This window comes from Glutamicibacter sp. AGC46 (assembly GCF_053543715.1).
Genome location: NZ_JBLVOJ010000025.1, coordinates 531,755 through 551,958, shown reverse-complemented (window position 1 = coordinate 551,958; position 20,204 = coordinate 531,755). Strand labels below are relative to the sequence as shown.

At 65.6% G+C, this 20,204-nt stretch carries 19 protein-coding genes; 10 read left to right on the top strand and 9 right to left on the bottom strand.

Going from position 1 to position 20,204, the window contains the following annotated elements; genetic code table 11:
- Nucleotides 1-36: 36 nt before the first annotated feature.
- The gene (locus ACNPM8_RS17580; protein ID WP_448940317.1) at nt 37-711 is read right to left on the bottom strand and encodes a DNA-3-methyladenine glycosylase; all 675 of its coding nucleotides are present in this window, start codon (nt 709-711) and stop codon (nt 37-39) included.
- A gap of 377 nt (nt 712-1,088) precedes the next feature.
- Between ACNPM8_RS17580 and ACNPM8_RS17575 the strand changes: the two genes are divergently transcribed.
- The 5 genes from ACNPM8_RS17575 (at nt 1,089) to ACNPM8_RS17555 (ending at nt 7,023) form a co-directional block, all read left to right on the top strand.
- Nucleotides 1,089-1,403 (top strand): hypothetical protein, encoded by a 315-nt coding sequence (locus ACNPM8_RS17575; RefSeq protein WP_448940316.1) that lies wholly within the window; start codon nt 1,089-1,091, stop codon nt 1,401-1,403.
- A gap of 220 nt (nt 1,404-1,623) precedes the next feature.
- Nucleotides 1,624-2,844, top strand: a complete 1,221-nt coding sequence (locus ACNPM8_RS17570; protein ID WP_105657853.1) for an ammonium transporter — start codon at nt 1,624-1,626, stop codon at nt 2,842-2,844.
- Between the two features lie 234 nt (nt 2,845-3,078).
- Nucleotides 3,079-5,181 (top strand): catalase, encoded by a 2,103-nt coding sequence (locus ACNPM8_RS17565; RefSeq protein WP_448940315.1) that lies wholly within the window; start codon nt 3,079-3,081, stop codon nt 5,179-5,181.
- Between the two features lie 132 nt (nt 5,182-5,313).
- The gene (locus tag ACNPM8_RS17560; RefSeq protein ID WP_332727418.1) at nt 5,314-6,444 is read left to right on the top strand and encodes a YihY/virulence factor BrkB family protein; all 1,131 of its coding nucleotides are present in this window, start codon (nt 5,314-5,316) and stop codon (nt 6,442-6,444) included.
- A 102-nt stretch (nt 6,445-6,546) separates the two neighbouring features.
- The gene (locus ACNPM8_RS17555; RefSeq protein WP_448940314.1) at nt 6,547-7,023 is read left to right on the top strand and encodes a pyridoxamine 5'-phosphate oxidase family protein; all 477 of its coding nucleotides are present in this window, start codon (nt 6,547-6,549) and stop codon (nt 7,021-7,023) included.
- 128 nt (nt 7,024-7,151) lie between these two features.
- Here the strand turns inward: ACNPM8_RS17555 and ACNPM8_RS17550 are convergent, their stop codons facing one another.
- Complete coding sequence (locus ACNPM8_RS17550; protein WP_105657701.1) at nt 7,152-7,343, bottom strand: CsbD family protein; 192 nt, start codon at nt 7,341-7,343, stop codon at nt 7,152-7,154.
- Between the two features lie 260 nt (nt 7,344-7,603).
- Here ACNPM8_RS17550 and ACNPM8_RS17545 point away from each other — a divergent pair, with 260 nt between their 5' ends.
- The 3 genes from ACNPM8_RS17545 to ACNPM8_RS17535 are packed head-to-tail and all read left to right on the top strand — an operon-like array spanning nt 7,604 to nt 10,756.
- Nucleotides 7,604-8,665 carry an acyl-CoA dehydrogenase family protein gene (locus ACNPM8_RS17545; RefSeq protein ID WP_448940313.1) on the top strand — a complete coding sequence of 354 codons (1,062 nt, stop codon included), beginning with the start codon at nt 7,604-7,606 and terminating at the stop codon, nt 8,663-8,665.
- Nucleotides 8,659-10,029 carry a PIG-L family deacetylase gene (locus ACNPM8_RS17540; protein WP_448940312.1) on the top strand — a complete coding sequence of 457 codons (1,371 nt, stop codon included), beginning with the start codon at nt 8,659-8,661 and terminating at the stop codon, nt 10,027-10,029. The genes ACNPM8_RS17545 and ACNPM8_RS17540 overlap by 7 nt, the downstream gene beginning before the upstream one ends.
- Nucleotides 10,022-10,756, top strand: a complete 735-nt coding sequence (locus tag ACNPM8_RS17535; RefSeq protein WP_448940311.1) for a glycosyltransferase — start codon at nt 10,022-10,024, stop codon at nt 10,754-10,756. The genes ACNPM8_RS17540 and ACNPM8_RS17535 overlap by 8 nt, the downstream gene beginning before the upstream one ends.
- 106 nt (nt 10,757-10,862) lie before the next feature.
- Here ACNPM8_RS17535 and ACNPM8_RS17530 read toward each other — a convergent pair whose 3' ends face one another.
- The 7 genes from ACNPM8_RS17530 to ACNPM8_RS17500 form a co-directional block, all read right to left on the bottom strand.
- Complete coding sequence (locus tag ACNPM8_RS17530) at nt 10,863-11,189, bottom strand: hypothetical protein (protein ID WP_286134213.1); 327 nt, start codon at nt 11,187-11,189, stop codon at nt 10,863-10,865.
- Between the two features lie 358 nt (nt 11,190-11,547).
- Nucleotides 11,548-12,975, bottom strand: a complete 1,428-nt coding sequence (locus ACNPM8_RS17525) for a phytoene desaturase family protein (RefSeq protein ID WP_448940310.1) — start codon at nt 12,973-12,975, stop codon at nt 11,548-11,550.
- On the bottom strand, nt 12,972-13,502 hold the full coding sequence (locus tag ACNPM8_RS17520) for a hypothetical protein (RefSeq protein WP_332498895.1): 531 nt from the start codon (nt 13,500-13,502) through the stop codon (nt 12,972-12,974). Before ACNPM8_RS17520 ends, ACNPM8_RS17525 begins: the two co-directional genes overlap by 4 nt.
- A gap of 120 nt (nt 13,503-13,622) precedes the next feature.
- Nucleotides 13,623-14,216 carry a flavodoxin family protein gene (locus ACNPM8_RS17515; protein ID WP_448940309.1) on the bottom strand — a complete coding sequence of 198 codons (594 nt, stop codon included), beginning with the start codon at nt 14,214-14,216 and terminating at the stop codon, nt 13,623-13,625.
- Nucleotides 14,217-14,259: 43 nt separating this feature from the next.
- Nucleotides 14,260-14,895, bottom strand: coding sequence for a cyclodeaminase/cyclohydrolase family protein (locus ACNPM8_RS17510; protein WP_448940308.1), 636 nt, complete (start codon nt 14,893-14,895; stop codon nt 14,260-14,262).
- Nucleotides 14,885-15,088 carry a DUF6480 family protein gene (locus ACNPM8_RS17505; protein ID WP_105657709.1) on the bottom strand — a complete coding sequence of 68 codons (204 nt, stop codon included), beginning with the start codon at nt 15,086-15,088 and terminating at the stop codon, nt 14,885-14,887. Before ACNPM8_RS17505 ends, ACNPM8_RS17510 begins: the two co-directional genes overlap by 11 nt.
- A gap of 141 nt (nt 15,089-15,229) precedes the next feature.
- The gene (locus tag ACNPM8_RS17500; RefSeq protein WP_448940307.1) at nt 15,230-15,955 is read right to left on the bottom strand and encodes an alpha/beta hydrolase; all 726 of its coding nucleotides are present in this window, start codon (nt 15,953-15,955) and stop codon (nt 15,230-15,232) included.
- 843 nt (nt 15,956-16,798) lie between these two features.
- On the opposite strand from ACNPM8_RS17500, the gene ACNPM8_RS17495 reads away from it, so the two are divergent.
- Together ACNPM8_RS17495 and ffh are read left to right on the top strand one after the other, a co-directional pair.
- Nucleotides 16,799-18,412: a peptidoglycan DD-metalloendopeptidase family protein gene (locus tag ACNPM8_RS17495; protein WP_448940427.1), complete on the top strand. Its 1,614-nt coding sequence runs from the start codon at nt 16,799-16,801 to the stop codon at nt 18,410-18,412.
- 193 nt (nt 18,413-18,605) lie between these two features.
- Nucleotides 18,606-20,171, top strand: coding sequence for a signal recognition particle protein (gene ffh / locus ACNPM8_RS17490; RefSeq protein WP_105661194.1), 1,566 nt, complete (start codon nt 18,606-18,608; stop codon nt 20,169-20,171).
- The last annotated feature ends 33 nt before the right edge of the window (nt 20,172-20,204 follow it).

The window sequence follows — 20,204 nt, the reverse complement described above, 5'->3', positions numbered from 1 at the left end:
CTGGCTTCAACGCAGTGAATGCGTTGGGGCCAGAGCCTATTTTTGATTCTTGATGCCCGTGACTGCCCCGGGAGCATCGCGGCCCGGGCGAAATGCGGAAACGCTTGGCTCATCGGGCAGCCAGAATCGCCAGGGGAACTGCGGACCGCCAGCTATCCCCGCGACGCCAACGCGGGGTCCAGTGCGCAAAGCTTCCGGGAGACCAGGGGCAGCATGGAGGGTAAATGGGGCAGCGAACAGATCCAGCCCGTCATGTTCCAATCTCGTGAGTCCCAATGCTGTGGCCAAGTTCCCCGGTCCACGGGCCAGCTGGATTTCCGGGATCGGGCTGCGGGCGTAGCGGATGGGCCGCTTCTCCAGTCTTCGTGCGTGGGCCAGATCGGTGCCGGAAATAATTTCGCCAGAACGTATCAGCACCCCGGACGCAGCTCCTGGCGGTGAGCAAACGAAATTCAGGGCGTAGTGCATTCCATAGGTGAAGTACACGTACGCGTGCCCGGGTTCCAGGAACATGGACGCGTTGCGTTCGGTTTTCCTGTCCTTCGAGTGGCTGCCCGGGTCATAGGGCCCTGCGGTTCCCAGGCCCATGTACGCTTCGGTTTCGGTGATGCGCACGCTGACCGGTCCGTGACTGGAATCCACGGTGAGCGTGGCCCCGAGCAACCGGGGCGCAACGTCCAAGGCATCGGGCAAGAAGAAAGATCGGTCCATGCTTCCAGTGTGCCTGCTCCAGCTAAATTGTCCCCGGCCCCTGTAAGGATCATGGGTACTTGAAACTTGGGGGTTCAAGCAACTCGCACTCGTGAAATGGGGAATGAGCATGAAAAGGTTCTTAGTAACTGCAACCGCACTGGCCGGAATGCTATCGCTGGCTGCCTGCGGGGTATCGGCAGAAGAGTTCGAGGCTGCGCAAGCCTCGAGCGCAGCCATAGCTGCTGAAAAGGAAGCACTGCAAGCCCAGCTGGCAGAAGCAGAAGCGCAATTGGCCCTGGCCCCAAGGAAGAAGCAGCAGAGCTTCGCGCAGCCGCGGCGGAAAAGTCAAGGCCAACAAGGCCAAGAAGGTCACCAAGCGTGCTCTGGCGCACATCATGAAGCAACCGGACTCGCACATTGATCAGAATGTGATTCTCTACGGGCTGGTCATCCAGTTCGACTCCGCGACCGGTCCATGCACCTTCCATACCGAGCTGAGCCACGCGCAGGTGGGCAAATACGACTACGAGCACAATCCGATGTTCACTGCCGGTGACGGCCTGGCGGACTGCGAGGCGCCGGATGGCATCGTGGCCGAGGGCATCGTCCAAATCACCACCACGGTGACCGGATCCCTGAGCTACGACACGAGAATCGGCGGATCCCCTACGGTGCCGAAGTCCCGAGTCGTGAAGATCAAGCGGCTATAGCCGCTGCCGGCGTCCGCCCCGGGCTGTTCTTTTGACCGTCGGCCAGCAGTACCGTGAACTGTTCGAAACGGCGGCGAAACATTGCCGAGAAGCAAACGTTACCCCCGGCAGGAACTTGATACACAGCGGAAACGAAGCAGCGCGTGTTCGGAAACATCGGGCGCGTTAGATAGTCATAACACCACCGATACACCGAATACCTTGAGGGGAAGTGATCCAGATGGAGTTGGATGTAGCCAGCTTATGGATCCTGATAGCTGCCGCACTCGTATTGCTGATGACACCGGCACTGGGACTTTTCTACGGCGGCATGACTCGCGCCACCGGCGTGGTGAACATGATGCTGATGAGTTTCTCCGCCGCGGCGATCACCGCCGTTGTCTGGGTGCTCTGGGGCTACTCGTTCTCCGCCGGGGAACCAGCCATCGCCGGAATCGTCGGCAATCCAATCAGCGACTTTGCCATGCACAACACCGAGCAGTCCGAATTGCTCGCCGCCGGATTCGCCGGTACCTTCGCCATGATCTCGGTAGCCATCATCTCCGGAGCCATCGCCGACCGTGCCCGCTTTGCGCCATGGCTGTTCTTCGTCCCGCTGTGGGTCACCCTGGTGTACGCACCGGTGGCCTTCTGGGTCTGGGGTGGAGGCTTGCTCTCCGCAGACGGATTCCTGGGCAGCATCTTCGGCGAAGCCATTGACTTCGCCGGCGGCGCAGTGGTCCACACCAACGCAGGTATCGCAGCCCTGGTCCTGGCCCTGAAGCTGGGCCAGCGCCACAACTTCCACGACCGTCCGCAGCCGCACAACACCCCGCTGGTCATGCTCGGTGCCGGCCTGCTGTGGTTCGGCTGGTTCGGTTTCAACGCCGGTGCGGCGACCACCGTCGAGCAGGCTGGACTCATCTGGGTCAACACCCTGGCAGCTCCGGGTGCGGCCGTCCTTGGCTGGATCCTGGTTGAGAAGCTTCGCGGTTCCCGCCCCAGCTCGCTGGGTGTCGCCTCCGGCCTGGTGGCCGGCCTGGTCGCCATCACCCCTTCTTGCGCAGATGTGGCCCCGTGGGCCGCGATGCTGCTGGGCGTCCTGGCTGGCGCCGGTGCAGCCTGGGCAGTGAACCTGAAATGGAAGCTGGGCTACGACGACTCGCTGGACGTTGTCGGCGTGCACCTGGTCGCCGGCTTGATCGGAACCCTGTTCCTGGGCTTCTTCGCCCTGCCAACCGAGGAGAGCGCTGGCGGACTGTTCTACGGCGGAGGCGTCGCACAGCTGATCGCCCAGGCAGCCACCCTGATTGTGGTCATGGTCTTCTCCGCGGTGATGACCTGGGTCATCGCCACGGTCATTGGAAAGTTCAGCCCATGGCGTGTCGCGGCAGATATCGAAATTGCCGGGATCGACGAGGCAGAGCACAACGAAAATGGATACCAGCTGGTTTCCAAGTAAGGAGCGGAATCTGGAAAATAACGCAACACAAGCACGAGGGGCAGGACGTTTCTGAAACGTCCTACCAGGACCGCCGGTGGGCCATGCAGCCACCGGCGGTCCTGGCGTGTTCACGCCCGGTGGCGGGCACATGTGTAAATCATGGGAATCGCCTAGTGCGCTGGCATCAGCGGTGCACCGGCCCCTAGCGTGGCATTCACCAGCCGATTATTCCCAAGCAGCTAGGAGAGTGCCATGGCCAGCGAACCACAACAGCAAGCAAGCCCGGGAGGGGAACCGGTGTTGTCCGGCCCCGGCCAGGACAGCGAATTCCTGACCACCAACCAGGGAGCTCCCGTCAGCGATACCGACCACTCGCTGAAAGCCGGAGAGCGCGGGCCCACGTTGCTGCAGGATCACCACCTGCGCGAGAAGATCATGCATTTCGACCACGAGCGGATTCCGGAGCGCGTGGTCCATGCCCGCGGGGCTGGCGCCCATGGCTCCTTCATCAGCTACGGCAACGCCTCCGAGCTGTGCCGGGCCGATTTCCTCAAGCCCGGAAAGCAGACCCGGGTCTTCGTGCGGTTCTCCACCGTGGTCGGTTCCCGCGGCTCGATGGACACGGCCCGCGATACCCGCGGCTTTGCCACGAAGTTCTATACCGAAGAGGGCATTTTCGACCTGGTGGGCAACAACATCCCGGTGTTCTTCATCCAGGACGGCATCAAGTTCCCGGATCTGGTCCATGCCGCGAAGCCGCACCCGGATACCGAGATCCCGCAGGCGCAATCGGCCCACGATACCTTCTGGGATTTCGTCTCCCTGCATACCCCTGCCCAGGCCCACGTGATGTGGCAGATGAGCGACCGCGCGATACCCCGCTCGCTGCGCATGATGGAAGGCTTCGGCGTGCACACCTTCCGCATGGTCAACGAGGCGGGCAAAGCGTCCCTGGTGAAGTTCCATTGGAAGCCCAAGCTCGGCGTGCACTCGCTGGCCTGGGAAGAGTCCCAGCTGGCAGCCGGCGCGGATCCGGACTTCCACCGCCGCGATCTGGCCGAAGCCATTGATGCCGGAGCCTACCCCGAATGGGAACTGGGCGTGCAGATTTTCCCCGACGACGGTTCGGGGGTCTTCGAGGGCATCGACCTGCTGGATCCGACGAAATTCGTGCCAGAAGAACTGGCCCCGGTCCAGCCGCTGGGCAAGATGGTGCTGGACCGCAACCCGGAGAACTACTTCGCGCAGACCGAGCAGGTCGCCTTCCACCCCGGGCATCTGGTTCCGGGCATCGATATCAGCGATGACCCGCTGCTGCAGGCGCGGCTCTTCTCCTACCTGGACACCCAGCTGACCCGGTTGGGCGGACCGAACTTCGCGCAGATCCCTATCAACTCGCCGGACTCTCCGGTCAACGACATGTTCCGCGACGGCTTCCACCAGCACCGGGTGCCCAAGGGCATCGCGCCGTACAAGCCGAACTCGCTGGATGGCGGCTGCCCGTACATGTCGCAGGTGGTTTCCGGCCAGCAGCCTCCGCTGGACTTCCCGCAGCCTGTGGCCTCCGGGAAGAAAGTGCGTTCCGAGCCGGCCAGCTTCTCGGACCACTACAGCCAGGCCCGCTTGTTCTACATCAGCCTCTCGGCCGTGGAGCGCGCCCATGTGCAGCAGGCCTACTCCTTTGAGCTGGGCAAGTGCACCGATACGGCGATCCGCCAGCGGCAGGTGGAATGCCTGGCGAAGATCGATACCCAGCTGGCCGCCGGGGTCGCCAAGGCACTGGGCCTGCCGGCACCGGCCGCAGTGCAGCTGGATGACCCGGTGGCCAGTCCCGCGCTGTCGCAGATCGGAAAAGCCTGGCCGGTGGACGGGCGCAAGGTCGGGGTGGTGTTCAACAGCGGAAACCACCAGCACGTGCCGGCAATAGCCCAGGCGCTGGCTGAACGGGGCATGTCCCCGCTGCTCGTTTCGGCCTCCGGCGGCGAGGTGGCCCCGGACCTGCCCATCGACCGCACCTACCTGACGGCGCGCTCCATCGAATTCGATGCGCTGGTGCTCATCGGCCCGCTGCCGCCGGCCCCGGACGCCGCGGTTGCGCTGGATGCCAAGGCCGGAGCCATGGGGGCAGGCGGGGTTCCCATCGACCCGCGCGTGGCGTTGCTGGTCGCGGAGGCCTACCGGCACAACAAGGCCATCATCACCCTGGACGGGCTCTCCGATGGCCTGCTGCAAGCGGTGGGCCTGGAGGATGATGCGCCGGGCATCGCGCTGGTGGAACTTTCGGCGGTGGCCGAAAGCGCGGAGCAGTTGCTGTCCACCCACCGCGCGTGGGAGCGTTTCCCGGTCGCCGAGTAGCAGCGCGGCCCAGCTGGCCTAGCGGGCGGCGCGGCAGGTGCATGATTCGATTTGCCTGCCGCGCCGGCCTGGCCCAGCAGCAGGGCCGGCGGCAATCAACTGGCACAAATAGCTGATGAAGAGAGGTGCAAGATGCCTTCAGGAACCGATAGCCATGCCGGGAACGGGAACGCGGCCGAAACCGCTGCCAAAGCCCGGCACGCTCCTGGACCCGATGCCGAATCCAAACCCGATTCCCCGCCGGATATGCACTCCAGGTCATGGAAATACGCGGCCAAGCGCTCCATCAGGGAATTCTCCCGGAAGAAATGCACGGACATGGCGGCCTCGCTGACCTATTTCGCGATGCTCTCCATTTTCCCGGCCCTGCTGGCGGTAGTCTCCCTGCTCGGAGTTGCCGGCCAGGCGGAGAACATGACCCGCAACATCCTCTCGCTGATCCAGGAACTGGCCAGCAAGGAAGTGGTCGAAACCCTGCGCCAGCCCATCGAGCAGCTGGCCTCGGCCCCGTCGGCAGGCCTGGCGCTGATTGCCGGTCTGCTCGGTGCGCTATGGAGCGCCTCGGGGTATGTCGGGGCGTTCGGACGGGCAATGAACCAGATCTACGAGGTGGCCGAAGGCCGGCCGTTCTACAAGCTGCGCCCGCTGATGCTGCTGCTGACACTGGTGCTTCTTGTGGCCGTGTCCGTGCTGGGGATGCTGCTGATCGTCTCCGGTCCGCTGGCCCAGGCGCTGGGCAACGCCATGGGGCTGGGCGAGGGCGCGGTGGCGATATGGAATATCGCCAAATGGCCGGTGATCGTGCTGTGCGCGATTGTGCTGGTGGCCGTGCTCTACTACGGGGCTCCCAATGTGAAGCAACCGAAGTTCCGCTGGATCAGCCTCGGCTCGGCCATCGCGCTGCTCGTGCTGGCGGTAGCGACCGTCGGCTTCTTCTTCTACGTTTCGAACTTCGGCAACTACAACAAGACCTACGGCGCCATCGGCGGGGTCATCGTGCTGCTGCTGTGGCTGTGGATCGCCAACCTGTCGCTGCTGTTCGGCGCGGTCTTCGACGCGGAAGCCGAGCGCGGGCGCCAGCTGCAGGCGGGGATTGCCGCCGAGCGCTCGGTCCAGCTTCCGCCGCGGGATACCAAGGCCAGCATGAAGCAGGAGGAAAAAGAAGAGCAGGACATCAGCGACGGGCGGCAGCTGCGTTTCGCCAGCGAGCTGGACGCCGAAGAGCAAGCGGATCCGGATTCCAGGCGGAACCCGGAAAGCTGAGCAGGAGCCGAAGCTGGCAATCGCCTGGGCGCCCCTTGGCGCGGGCCAGCACCTCGGTAGCGTGTGAAACGACCAGATCATTCCAAGACAAAGGAGCTCATCATGGCCAACGACGAAGCAAGCAAAGTCATCAGCATCATCCAGGACCTGCGGATCGCCATGGTCACAACCCACAGCGCTGGACGGCTGGCCAGCCGCCCCCGGACGCTGATTGAAGCCACCGACGAAGGAGAGCTCTGGTTCTTCTCTGCCGCCGACGCCGGGATTGTCCAGGAAATCCGGGCCCAGGGGCTGGTCAATGCCGCGTTCAGCGGATCCAAGGCGTGGGTGTCGGTCAGCGGCCACGCCGAGGTGGTGCTCGATGTCGCCAAGAAGAAGGAACTGTGGAACGCCGCAGTGGAAACCTTCGCCAGCGAAGGCCCGGAATCTGCGCAGACTGTGCTGCTGCGCATCGATGCCGACTCCGCTGAATACTGGGAGAACCCCGGCGGGGCAGCGAGCCTGGTGGCCGGCTGGGTGAAGCAGAAGCTCACCGGAAAACCTGCCGAGCCCGGGGACTCGAATAGCGTCGAACTCTAGGACGCCGAAAACCGCCAACGGCCGCTGCTCCGAATTCCCGGAGCAGCGGCCGTATTGCTGTGCCCGTGCCCTGGCACAGAGCTATGCCCCATGGATTCGTATCCATGGGGCATAGCTGGTGGTGCGGTTTAGGACAGGTCGTCCTTGACATCCTTGGCGGCGTCCTTGACGTGTTCTCCTGCTTGCTTTGCCTTGGCGGCGGCCTGGTCCTTCACGCCTTCAGCTTGCAGGCGCTCATTATCAGTGGCATCGCCGTAGGCCTCCTTGGCCTTGCCAGATGCTTCCTGGGCCTTGTTCTGGATCTTGTCTCCAATTCCCATGATTCTTACCTCCTGTGTGGATCTGGTTACTTACAATTTGAACTATAGGGCAGATTGCAAATCGGGGTCCCGAAGCTGAAAGTTTGCTTGCGGCCAACTTTGCAGATCATCACAGTGCCGCCTTCGCGGCGGCCAACCACATAAGCTGCCTCGCTGTATTGCGTGGTCCTTTGCGGTTATCAGGAGTCATTCAGCTGGGCCGGGCACGAATGGGCCGTGACCTAGACTGGCCAAAAGTTCCGAACAGAGAAGGAGAGCCGATGGACCAGCGGCCGGTGTCGTTTAGTGCAGCCGAACCAGGATCCCGCCCCCGCAACAGCGAGTTATGGTGGGGCGCCGAAGAAGCGGTGCGTGCGGCCGCCGTGCGCTGCGAGGGCAACCCGGAAGCGATGCTGCGTACGCTGGAAAGTTCGGGGGAGGAACCTCCGGTGCCAGCGGCCGGACAGACCCAGCGCCTGTGGGAGCTGCTGGCCACCGTGGCCGCCACCGACCTGGTCGCAGCCAGGACGCTGGAACCGCATTTGGATGCCGCAGGAATCCTGAGCCAGGCGGGCATTTCGTGGCCGGCCGGCACTGCATGGGGCGTTTTCGCCGCGCAGCCGCCCAACGCCACCCTGGAAGCGGTTCGCCAGTCCGGCGGGGGATGGGAGCTGAACGGCACCAAGCCCTGGTGCTCGTTGGCCGCGCAGCTGACGCATGCCCTGGTCACCGCCCCCACGCCCGATGGTGGCCGGCTGTTCATGGTTTCCTTGCGGCATCCGGGCGTTGAACCGGCATCGGATGCCTGGGTCAGCCGCGGCATGGCGCAGCTGCCCAGCGGCAGCGTGAACTTCACCGGCGTGCCAGCCCAACCGGTGCAGGACGCCGGCTGGTACCTGTCCCGTCCCGGGTTCGCTGTCGGGGGCGTTGGCGTGGCCGCCTGCTGGTTCGGGGCAGCGGTGGGAATCTACCGCCATCTGCTGCGCAGCGCCCAAGCGCGCACCCCGGATCAGCTGGCCCTTGCTTGGCTCGGCGAAGCAGACCGCTTGCTGGCCGGCTGCGCGGCGCTGCTGGAACAGGCCGCCGGGCTGGCCGATGCCGGAGCGCTGGATGCCATTTCGGCCCATCGGGTCCGCGGCCAGGTGGCCGGGGCCTGCGAGCGGGTGTTGCAGCTCAGCGGCCAGTCCACCGGTCCGGGCCCGCTGACCGCCGATGAGGAGCATGCGCGGCGTGCAGCTGATCTGGGCATATATCTGCGCCAGCACCACGCGGCCCGCGATGACGCGGCGCTGGGCCAGCTGATGGTGGACCGCGCCGGCGCGGAAGGCGGCAGCGCATGGTGAACTTCACGCATGAGGACCAGGGAACATCTGCAAGCTGCTGGCAGCAGGCTGGGCTAGAGCGGATCGCCGTACTGGATCCGGAGAAGCTCTTCCACGCAATCGCATCGGTGATTGTTCTGGCCGCCCACCCGGATGACGAGACGCTGGGAGCTGGAGGGCTGATCCGCATGGCGCTTGGCCGGGGGATCGATGTCCACGTGATCGTCTGCAGCTTCGGGGAAGCCTCGCATCCGGACTCCACAACACACTCCGCGGCCCGGTTGGCCGCGCTGCGCCAAGCCGAACTGGCCGAGGCCATGGACACGCTGCGCGCACAAGGACCGCGCAGCGGAACGTTGCATCTGCACTGCTTGGGCCTGGGCGATGGGAAACTCGAAGCGCAGCAGGAGCCGATCCGCGCAGCCCTTGAGCAGCACGCCGGCGAGCGCTGCCTGATCGCCAGCACCTACCGCGGCGACGGGCACCCGGACCACGAAATCCTGGGCCTGCTCGCCGCGGACTGCGCCCTGGCGCACAATGCCTGCCACCTGGAATTCCCCATCTGGTTCTGGCATTGGGCGCAACCGGACCGGCAGCCCAGCTTCAGGCATTGGCGCCGGCTGGCCCTGGATGCTTCCAGCGCCCAGGCCAAGGCCCGCGCCCTGGAGGCCCACCGTTCCCAAACCCGGCCGCTGTCCGCCCTGCCAGGAGACGAAGTCCTCCTTAGCGAAGGCTTCCTGCAGCATTTTTCCCGCGGCGCCGAGATCTTCCGCGCCACCTGGCCTGGCCACAAGGACGCCGCGTCGGCTCCGGCGGTCTTCGACGAGCTCTACGGGCAACGCGAAGATCCGTGGGAATACCGCAGCAGCCGCTACGAGCAGCGCAAGCAGCAGATCCTGCTCGCCTCCCTGCCCCGGGAGCAGTATGCGGCGGTTCTGGAGCTGGGATGCTCCATCGGGGTGCAGAGCGCCGAACTGGCCCGCCGCAGCACCAGCCTGCTGGCGGTGGACGCCAGCGCTACCGCGCTAGCCCAGGCCCGGCGTGCCGTGGCCGGAATGGAGCATGTCAGCTTGCTGCAGGCCACGGTGCCTCGGCAATTTCCGGAGCTGGAGCCGGGAAGCGTGCAGCTGGTAGTGCTCAGCGAGATCGGCTATTTCCTGGCCGCCGATGAACTGGAGCAGGTGCTCGCCGCCAGTGCTGCAGCACTGGAAGCCGGCGGAGAGCTGGTGCTCTGCCATTGGCTGCATCCCATTGAAGGCTGGCCGCTGGACGGGGAGGATGTGCACCGGATGGCGGGAGAACTGGGGTGGGAGCGCATCGTGGAGCATCGCGAGGCCGATTTCCTGCTTGAAATACTGCGCAAGCCCGCTGGTGCCCATGGGTAGGCAGCTGGCGGCCATGGCGGTCATCATCCCGGCCCATGACGAGGAAGAACGCCTGCGCCGTTGCCTGGATTCGGTGCGCGCGGCCATGGACCGGTTGGCGCGTGCCCGCCCGCAGCTGCAGGTCCGGGCCATCGTGGTTGCCGATAGCTGCACCGACGGCACGGTACAGGTTGCCCAGCGGCAGATCAGCGCAGATCAGCGGATCAGCTTGCTGCAGGCCAGCTTCGGCAATGTCGGAGCCAGCCGGGATGCCGGGGCACGCCACGCCCTGGCCAGCTTCGGCGCGGACGCGGACCCGAGCGCCATCTGGCTGGCCAGCACCGACGCGGATACCTGCGTCGCCGAGCATTGGCTGGAGGGCTTTGCCTGCCTGCACGCCGGCGGGGCCGATGCGGTGGCCGGAACCGTGGAACCGGACCGCGGCGAACTCGATGAGCATATCTTCGCCTTATGGGAGCAGGCCTACCAGCCGATCGAGGGGCATGGCCATATCCACGGCGCGAACTTCGGGGTGTGCGCTGCTGCCTACCTGGATGTTGGAGGCTTCGAGCCCTTGGCGGCCCGGGAGGATGTGGCCTTGGTCGAAGCGCTGCGCCGCGCCGGCTACCGGGTCCAGGCCACGGCCCGGCTGCAGGCGATCACCTCGGGACGCTTGCGCGGGCGGTTGCGCGAGGGCTTCGCGGACTATCTTGCCGCGCTGGATCACCAGATGCTCCACGCCCGGTAGCGCCCAAGTAAGCGGTCCCGGTCCCCGGCATAGGAACAGCCCCCGGCGAATCAGCGCGGATGCGCGATTTCCCGAGGGGCTGTGCCCGTTGCGGCGGTGCTTGCGTTTACACGCTGCTGCCGGACTCCTGCGTGGCGTACCTGTGTCCCAGCATGCTGGCGTCGAAAGCCGGAACCGCGTGGGCGAGCGCAGTGTATTGCCAGTACTTCACACGGAATGCAGCCATTCCGCTGTGCTCGGCCTGGCCGAACAGATCCTTGATCTTGCTGCGCGGCGCGCTGGCCTGAACCACTTCCAATACTGGAGAAGGCTCGGAAATGTGCAAGAACTTCAGTTCCTCGCTCTGCGGTTCAACCATCGCGACCAGCACCGGCCGCTTGTGCACCGAGACCAGGCCCATCACATCATCGAGCGCTTCCAAAGGCTGTGTCATGACCACTGGCATTCCTTGGGTCCAGCCATAGCTGCTCAGATGCCTTCTTCCCTCGCGTGATCCCAGCAACTCTGCTACGCGCAACGCGGTCTGGGACCTGACTAACCTTCCTGGCATGTGAACTACCCTCCACTTCTAGACGATACTTCTCACTTCAACAATGCAGTTATCTGTCCCTCCGGACTGGGCAGCGTGGCCCTTGAAATGCGCTGTGGACCCTGCGGCCAGCGGTGGGGACTTGATAAAAAATTATCATTGGCCCACCAAGTTGTTGCGAACAGGCCGCGATTCTGAGGAAATTCCCAGACTTTATTCTCTACTAGTCAGTATCCCTATTCAGCTACCGTGGTTGCGAGGCTCAGTGCCGCCCAAGATCACGCAGCGCCCGGTGCGCGGCATGCCAGCCGGCCATGCCATGCACCCCGCCGCCCGGAGGGGTGGAGGAGGAGCACAGGTACAGTCCCGGCACGCCCAGCGAATAGGGATTCAGCGAGGGCGAGGGGCGGAAGAACTGCTGGGTGCCGGCCAGTGATCCGCCGCCGATATCCCCGCCGACCAGATTCGGATTCCAGGCCTGCAGCTGCGCCGGGCCGGTGTCCACCCGCTGCACGATCCGGTCCTTGAAGTCCGGCGCGAACCGCTGGATCTGCGCATCGATGAGCGCCCCTGCATCCCCGTCATAGCCTTGGGGCACGTGGGCGTAGGACCAGATGACCTGGCGGCCGGCCGGGGCGCGCGAGGCATCGGCGCTCGAAGGCTGGACCACCATCACGAATGGGCGTTCGGGCATTGCCCCGGCGGCTACCTGGCGCTCGGCTAAGGCCAGCTCGGCGGCATCGCCGATCACATGCACGGTGCCGGCCTGCGCGGTGCGCGCATCCTTCCAGGGAATCGGCCCATCGAGCAGGTAGTCCACCTTGTAGGCCGCGGTGCCATAGCGCCAGCGCTCGAACCGCCGGCGCAGTCGTGCCGGGAGCTGGTCTCCGGCGAGCTGCACTACCTGGCGGGGCGTGGCATCCAGGAAGGTGAGGTCCGCATCGGGAAGCTGCGCGAGGTCAGTGATCTGGTGCCCGGTATGGATCTGCACCCCCAGCCCGTCGAGCACCCGCAGCAGCGCGTCGATGATGCTGCCGGTGCCGCCGTGCGCCACCGGCCAGCCCCAGGATTGGCCCAAGGCCCCGAAGAGCGCGCCGAATCCCGAGGTGAACGGGTGGGAGAGCGGCAGCATGGAATGCGCGCTGGATCCGGCGAAGAGCGCCGCGGCCTGCCGGGTCCGGAACGCGGCGGAAGCCAGCAGCTGCGCCGGCGGCAGCGCGCGCAGCCCGAAGCGTGCCATGAGCACCGGATGCGGCGGGATGCCCAGCAGCGGGCTGGTGGCGTTGTCCAGGATCTCCTGCGGATGGCGCACCAGCGGGCCATGCAGCAGCTGCCAGATCTTCCGGTCGGCGGGGAACTGCGCCATGGTGGCTTTCAGGTCCTGGTGCAGGAAGACCGACTCGGCGTCGTCCAGCGGGTGGGCCAGCGGATAGCCGTGGAAATCCCACTGCAAACCATGTCCGGCCAGATCGAAATGCGCGAAGGCGCGGCTGCCATAGGCGAAGGGGTGGGCGGCAGCTCCCAGGTCCACAATGGTGCCTTCGCCCAGCGTGCTGCCGGAGGCCGCGGCACCGCCGGGACGGGCATTGCGCTCGAAGACCTGGACGTCGAATCCCTGCTCGGCCAGGACCGCCGCGGCGACCAGCCCGTTGGGCCCGGCGCCGACAATGTTCGCTTTCCTGCCGGTCATGGGCGGTGTTCCCCCTGCTCATCGTTCACTGGCGGGGCGAAGCGCTCGGGCCAGGTTTCGTCGCTGAGCGCCTTGAGCTGGCTGATCTGCGACTCGGCACGGTGCGACAGGTCCTGCAGCAGCGCCTGGTCCAGGCGCGGATCATGGGGCAGCATCAGCAGCAGCGTCTGCCACATGCGCAGCTTCGCATTGAGCAGCCCGGTGAGCACATCGAGCTGCACCTGCGCGGCGGCCAGCTTGCGCATGCGCAGCGGATTGAACGGGTTGACGTGCCCGGCGAGCTTGGCCACCGGAGCCAGCAGGCGGGCCATCGGCCGCTTGGTGCAGCCCAGCCGGTCCATGATCCGTTTCAGGTCATCCTGATCCGCTTGGACCTGCTGGTGCAGCGATTCGAAACGCTGGGCATAGGCGGTGTCCGCCCAGGTGCCGTGGGCGGCCTTGAAGTGGTTCAGCCCCGATTCGGAACCCAGCAGGTGTTCGCTCAGGTACCGGTGCAAGGTCGTCTGGTCGATGGTGTTGTGCGGCATGTGCCCGTCCTTAGTTCTCGCCTGGGGTTGCAGTCTTCTGCTGGCTGAAACGCTAGGGCACCGGCCGCCGCTGGCCAATGGCCGGACGCTGATCCGCAGGCAGCACCCAGCATCCGGCGGCTAGGGGGCCGGGAAAGGCCGGGCCTTGAGCAGCCGCGCCAGATGCGCCGCGTTGCGCGTGGCGATCTGCGTGGCGTTGGCCGTGACCTGCGGGGTCTGGTCCAGATCCTGGTAGTCGGTGGTGTGCATGGCCTGCCCCACCCAATAGGTGGAGCCCTGGGCCGGCAGGGTGAACCCGACATCGGCCAGGCCCTGGCCCAGATCCGCAATCACGTGGTGCGCGCCGTCCTCATTGCCCACCACGGCCACCACGCCCACCTTGCCAAAGAGGATCGGGCGGCCCTGCTCGTCGGTCTGGGACAACTCGGCATCCAGCCGCTCCAGCACCCGCTGGGCCAGGCTCGAAGGGTGGCCTACCCAGATCGGGGTGGCCAGCAGCTTCTGCCGGATCCCCGGCCACTGGTCGCCGTCTCCCATGTCCTTGAGCACTCCGGGCTTCACGTCGAAATCGGCAATGCGCAGGATCTCGGAGTGGACCTGGTGCTCCGTGAATTCCGCCGCCACCTGCCGGGCCAGCAGGTCGCTGCTGGAGGCTTTGGGCGAAGGGGAAAGGGTGCAGACCAGGATCAGTGCATTAATCGGTGTCTGGGCCATGGCTATCATTCCTTGTCATCGAGGGTGCTCCCGGGCAGCCGGATCAGCGCTTGATGCGTGCATCAACGCGTGCGGCCAGCTGCGTGGCCGTCTGCATCGCCCGCTCCAGCGATGCTGCGGTATCCCATAATCCGGAGTGCTGCGCGTGCGCCGGGCCGAAGGGCAGCTGGGACAGGTCGTAGCGCAGGTTGCTGCTGGCGGCCTGCAGCACTGCGCGGACCATGCCCAGCGCTGCGGCGACATCGGCCACCAATTGCGGTTTCGCATGCTGGTCAAGCCAGCGCAGGTCATTCACTGCGGTCATGGCCAGCGCGCCGAGTGCGGCCGAGGATTTCGCGGCCGGCAAGCAGGCCGCGGCGATCTGGCGGTCGCGCAGCTCCGAGGGCGGTTGCGCGGACGCTTCCCCGAAATCCGCGGAGGCCTTGGCATCCCGGTCGGCCAGGCCCAGCGCGTCGATCCGCAACTGCTTGGCCCGGGCCAGCAGGCCGGCGAATTCTGTGTGAACGGGTCCGGAAGCCGAGCCGTAGCCCGCGGACATGGACATCAGCGCGGCGGCAGCACCGAGCATCAGTGCCGCCGCCGCTCCGCCGCCCGGATTCCCGTCCGACTCGGCCAGCTCTTCAAGCCAGCGTCCAATGCGCGCCTCGCTGATCGGACGCTGCGGGCCGCTATTCGCCATGCCCCTGGTCTTGGCTCATCGAGCCTTCACCGGGAGGGGTTTCGCCCGGCGGCACCGAACCGCCCGGTTCCAGTCCGGTAATCAGCTGCTGCTCCGGGTCGGGGTTGGAGGTGGCTGCGGCTTCGCGGTTGGCCTCTTGGGCTTCATCTAGCTGTGCGTCGGGCTGCGACGCGGAGGATTCCTGCGGGTCCATCGGCTGCTCCTGTCTGCATCTGGGCGGCGGGCTGGGGATCCAGCCCTTGTCCGCTCACCCTAGGCCAGGGCCCCGGAGGGCTCAACAGCCCCGAGCGATTCACACGGAACGCACGGATTGCGGTGTGCTGCCTGCCGGAATTCAGCTGGCCGGCGGCAATCCAGGTACCAAGTGCTTGAGCACTGCGGCGTGCAGGCGCTCATCGGCCAGCAATCGGAAATGCCCCAGCGTGGGCAGCTTGATGTTGGTGGCGCCGGCAAGGTCGCAGCCACCGGGGATGTGCGTGTCGAAGCTGCTGTAGATGGAGATGATCCGGGAATTCACGCTCAGGTTGGCTGAGAGCTTGAGCAGGCCCTGGTCGTTGGGGGACAGCGAACGCAGGGAGCGGACCGGCGCATAGCGCGCATAGCGCGAACCGGAGAAGGGGGTGCCAATGGCGATCATCCGATTGACCCGGTAGCCCTGCGGCGAAGCGGACATCAGGTACTTGCCGATCAGCCCGCCCTTGCTGTGCGCCACCAGCACCGCATCGTCGAGCTGGGCCCGGTCCAGGTAGCTGGAGACCATCTGGGACATCTCCGGCACCGTGCCGCGGTTGAAGCCGAGCTGCGGGATCACGTGCACCGGGTGGCCGGCCTGGTGCAGCGCGTTGGCCAGCGGGAGCAGGAATTTCCAGGATTCCCAGATACCCGGGATCAGCACCACCGGTTCGGCTGCCGGATGGCTGCCGGAGCGCAGCCGGCCGGCCGCCGCACTTGGCATCAGCGAACGAAGTTGCCAGGCACCGGCATAGAGATAATCCTGCAGCCAGGCGCGGGACAATACCGCCCACCGCGATAGCCTGCTGGACAGGGTGCTGATGTCCACCGGTGCTCCTTTGCTGCGTGTTGCGCTGTGGGGACCGGTTGCGCCGCGGCGCGGTCCCAAGAGCATTATCACCACATGAGTAGGGCTGAGCCCGGCAGCGACATTGCCCGCCCGGGAAATTCCGGGCGTGGGACCGCAAGCCAGCCCGCTGTTGCGGCGAGCCGAGGCCCTCTTCACGGCCCATGCCAGCCCACGTGCCATGTGGGGGCTTGAAATGCTTCAGCCCGAATCCGGTCCCTAACAGGTGCTGGCTGGGATGGCGAGGCATGGTGCTTTGGCGGATTCCGGGGTGCTTCGGGCCTCGCCCAGGTCCCGAAACCGCATCGAGCCGGTACTGGATTTCCACGCGCGTGGCGTGGCCGCGATGGCGCGGAGGGGAAAGTGGTGGTGCATGGAATCCTCACGCTGCTGAAGAAGGCTTCAACTAGCCATGGATTAATCATCGTGCCGGGGCTATTCTGAGGTTCTGTTGAGTAGTTGCAGTTTTTGGGGGACTGGCAAGTTATGAAACGACAACATCATGGTTTAAGCAGCTCTGTGCCGCGCGGCGTTTTGGGGAATGGCCGGCGGCTTCCGTATGGGGCGCTGGCCATTGCAGCGGCCTTCGCTTTAAGCAGTGCATTGGCTTGGCCCGGGGCGGCCGGTGCAGTGCCAGCCAGAGCCCAATCGAGCACACTGGCCTTTCCCGCCGCGCCAGCGCCGGCGCTCGGGAGCGAGCCTGTCACCGCACCGGATCTGGGCGGAACATCCGCTATCCAAGTCCTCGGACTGAGTTCACTTGGCGGAAGGACCGGAGGGTCCGCGCCCGACCCGCTGGCCCACGTGGCCGCCAATCGGGCGGCGATGACAGCAAAGACAAGTCCTGGAGCGCTGGCACAGCCCGCGCCGCTAGCTGCCGACCAGGGCATCCGTCCGGCAATGCTGAGCCCTGGTCTGCTATTGGAGCATCCAGTGGCCACCCGCCGGATTTCCAGCCCGTACGGTTGGAGGTTCAACCCGACCGGGTTCGGCCGCCAAATCCATATCGGCCAGGACTATCCAATTTCCTGCGGTTCGCCCGTGCGCGCCAGCGAGGCGGGCCGGGTGGTCGTCGCGGGCTGGGCCGGGCATTCGGGCCAGCGCGTCACCATTGACCACGGGCATGAGGTGCAGACCGGATACAGCCACAACTCGCTCTTGCTCGTCAGAGTGGGCGAGCTTGTCGTCCAAGGCCAGATCATCGCCCTGGCCGGGACCACCGGCAACTCCACGGGGTGCCATGTGCACTTCGAGGTCATCGTCAATGGCCAATGGCATAATCCGCGCAACTACCTTCCTTCAGGCGGAGGGCAGCGCCAGGCATTGTTCGCTTCGACGCAATTTGCAGTCGATGCCGGCAGCGCGATCCGCCATCAACCGGCAACAGGAAGAAGCGGGCAGTACGCCGGGGCGGCCAGGCATCACGGATCGACCCGAACGGAGCATCCAGCGCCGCCGAAGACCACGAGGCACTCCCACGCGGATCCGCTCCAGCCGCCAGCGGCGAGCAAGAAGAAACAAGCCGCGCCAGCCAAGCCGAAGGCGCAGCCGAAAAAGGAATCCGGCAAACTCCGCCCGACCCCGCGTCCGGCGCAACCGGCACCAGAGCCGAGCAAGAAACTCGAGCCGCCGCAAAAGTTGAATACCGGAAGCCCGAAGGCCACGCCATCTGCATCAGCGTCACCAGCACCCGTTTCGGCCAAGCCGAGCGCGCCGAGCGTAGCGCCGACGCCCAGCACTGCACCAGTTGCTGAGCCGAGCCCGTCGGCGGCGCCGACCGCCTCGCCAAGTCCTTCGGCATCACCTTCCAGCGTGTCGCCATCAGCTACGGATAGCGTTCCGGAGGCAACGGAATCGACCAACTCCACGCGAACCTCTGAACCAACCCAAGTGCCTGGACCCAGCGAGGAAACTGGCGTCGAGCCCCGGGAGGACCAGGGCCCAGGCGGTAAGGATGCTCCAGCCAGCGAGGAACCCACCGACCCCGCAGCTCGTGTCGAGCGCCAAATAGGTGCAGCCCAACCCAAAACCGTGGACTTGCAAGCACAAGAGCCGGAGAAGAAACCGCCAGTGGCCAAGTCCACAACTGCGAAAAAGCCGGCCGCGAAGGAAGTACCGGCTGAAAAGTCCAAGCCCGAGGTCGCGGTGCCGGCTGCGAAAAAGCAAGCCAAGCCGCCAGCGAAGCCCAAGGCCCCGGCCAAGCCTAAAGTTGCAGCGCCCGTGAAGCAGGTCGCCAAGGCGCCGGTAGCAACTCTGCCCAAGCCCAAGCCGAAGCCCACGCCTGCTATTGCAGCGCCGGCAGTGCAAAAAGTTGCCCCGGCACCGGCCAAACCGAAGCCTCAGGCGACAGCGGCGGTGAAGCCCCAAGCGGGCGCCCCGGCCAAGCTCCCGCAGGCGCCGGCTGCAGCCGCACCACCTGCCAGCGAGGCCAAGCCGTAGTCCGTGGCTGCCCGGTCCCTGATGCTGCTCCCGTCCCTTTGGGCGGGAGCAGCGTGGCGCTGGGGAGGAGACAACTGGTGAAACGCTGCACAGCTGGTTAGTCCAGCGCCCGATTATTGATATTCTTGGGAGTTGAGTCCTGTGCGATTTTCCAATGCGCACCACAAGACCTATCGAAAGAAGTGCCCGGCACGTGTTTAATTCACTTTCCGATCGCCTGACAGCAACCTTCAAGAACCTGCGCGGCAAGGGCCGCCTGACTGAAGCGGATATCGACGGTACCGCACGCGAGATCCGCCGCGCCCTGCTTGACGCCGACGTTGCCGTACCGGTGGTCCGCGGCTTCGTGGCCCAGGTGAAGGAACGCGCTCTGGGTGCCGAGGTCTCCGAGTCGCTGAACCCGGGCCAGCAGGTCGTCAAGATCGTCAACGAGGAACTCGTTGGCATCCTGGGCGGGGAAACCCGCCGCCTGAACCTGGCCAAGAACCCGCCGACGGTGATCATGCTCGCCGGCCTGCAGGGTGCCGGCAAGACCACCCTGGCCGGCAAGCTGGCCAAGCACCTGAAGTCCGAGGGCCACACCCCGTTGCTGGTGGCCTGCGACCTCCAGCGCCCCAACGCCGTCAAGCAGCTGCAGATCAACGGCGAGCGTGCCGGGGTGCCGGTCTACGCACCGCACCCGGGCGTCTCCTCGGAATTCGACACCGCCACCGGCGACCCGGTAGCGGTAGCCCGCGACGGCGTGGCCGAGGCCAAGGCCAAGCTGCACGACATCGTGATTGTCGATACCGCCGGCCGCTTGGGCGTGGACACCGAGATGATGGCCCAGGCCGCGAACATCCGCGCCGCCATCAACCCGGATGAAGTCCTCTTCGTCATCGACGCGATGATCGGCCAGGACGCGGTCAACACTGCCCAGGCCTTCCACGAGGGCGTCGACTTCACCGGTGTCGTGCTCTCCAAGCTCGATGGCGATGCCCGCGGCGGCGCCGCCCTGTCGGTCGCCTCGGTCACCGGCAAGCCGGTCATGTTCGCTTCCACCGGCGAGAACCTGGACGACTTCGAGATCTTCCACCCGGACCGCATGGCTTCGCGCATCCTGGACATGGGCGACGTGATGACGCTCATCGAGCAGGCCGAGAAGAACTGGGACAAGACCGAAGCCGAGCGCATGGCGAAGAAATTCGCCGACCAGGAAGACTTCACCCTGGACGACTTCCTGGCCCAGATGGCCCAGATCAAGAAGATGGGCTCGATGAAGAAGCTGCTGGGCATGATGCCCGGCGCGCAGATCTCCCGCCAGCAGCTCGAGCAGTTCGACGAACGCCAGATCGACCGCGTTGAGGCCATCGTCCGTTCGATGACCCAGCACGAGCGCGTGGCTCCGAAGATCATCAACGGCTCGCGCCGCGCGCGTATCGCCAAGGGTTCGGGCGTTTCGGTCTCCGAGGTGAACCAGATGCTGGAGCGTTTCGCCGAAGCGCAGAAGATGATGAAGAAGATGGCTGCCGGCGGCGGCATCCCGGGCATGCCGGGGGCCGGCAAGGGCGCTGCCCGCAAGGCGAAGGCCAAGGGCAAGGGCAAGAAGCAGCAGAAGTTCGGCAACCCGGCCAAGGCCGCGCAGGCCGAGCTGGAGGCCAAGAACAAGAAGGCCGCCGCCCCGAGCGGTGCCGCCTTCGGGCAGGGCGCCAACCAGGACTTCGATCCTTCGAGCCTGAACCTGCCGGCGGGCTTCGAAAAGTACCTTGGCAACAAGTAGCAACCAGTCCTTGCAGGGCGGGGCCCAGGAGCA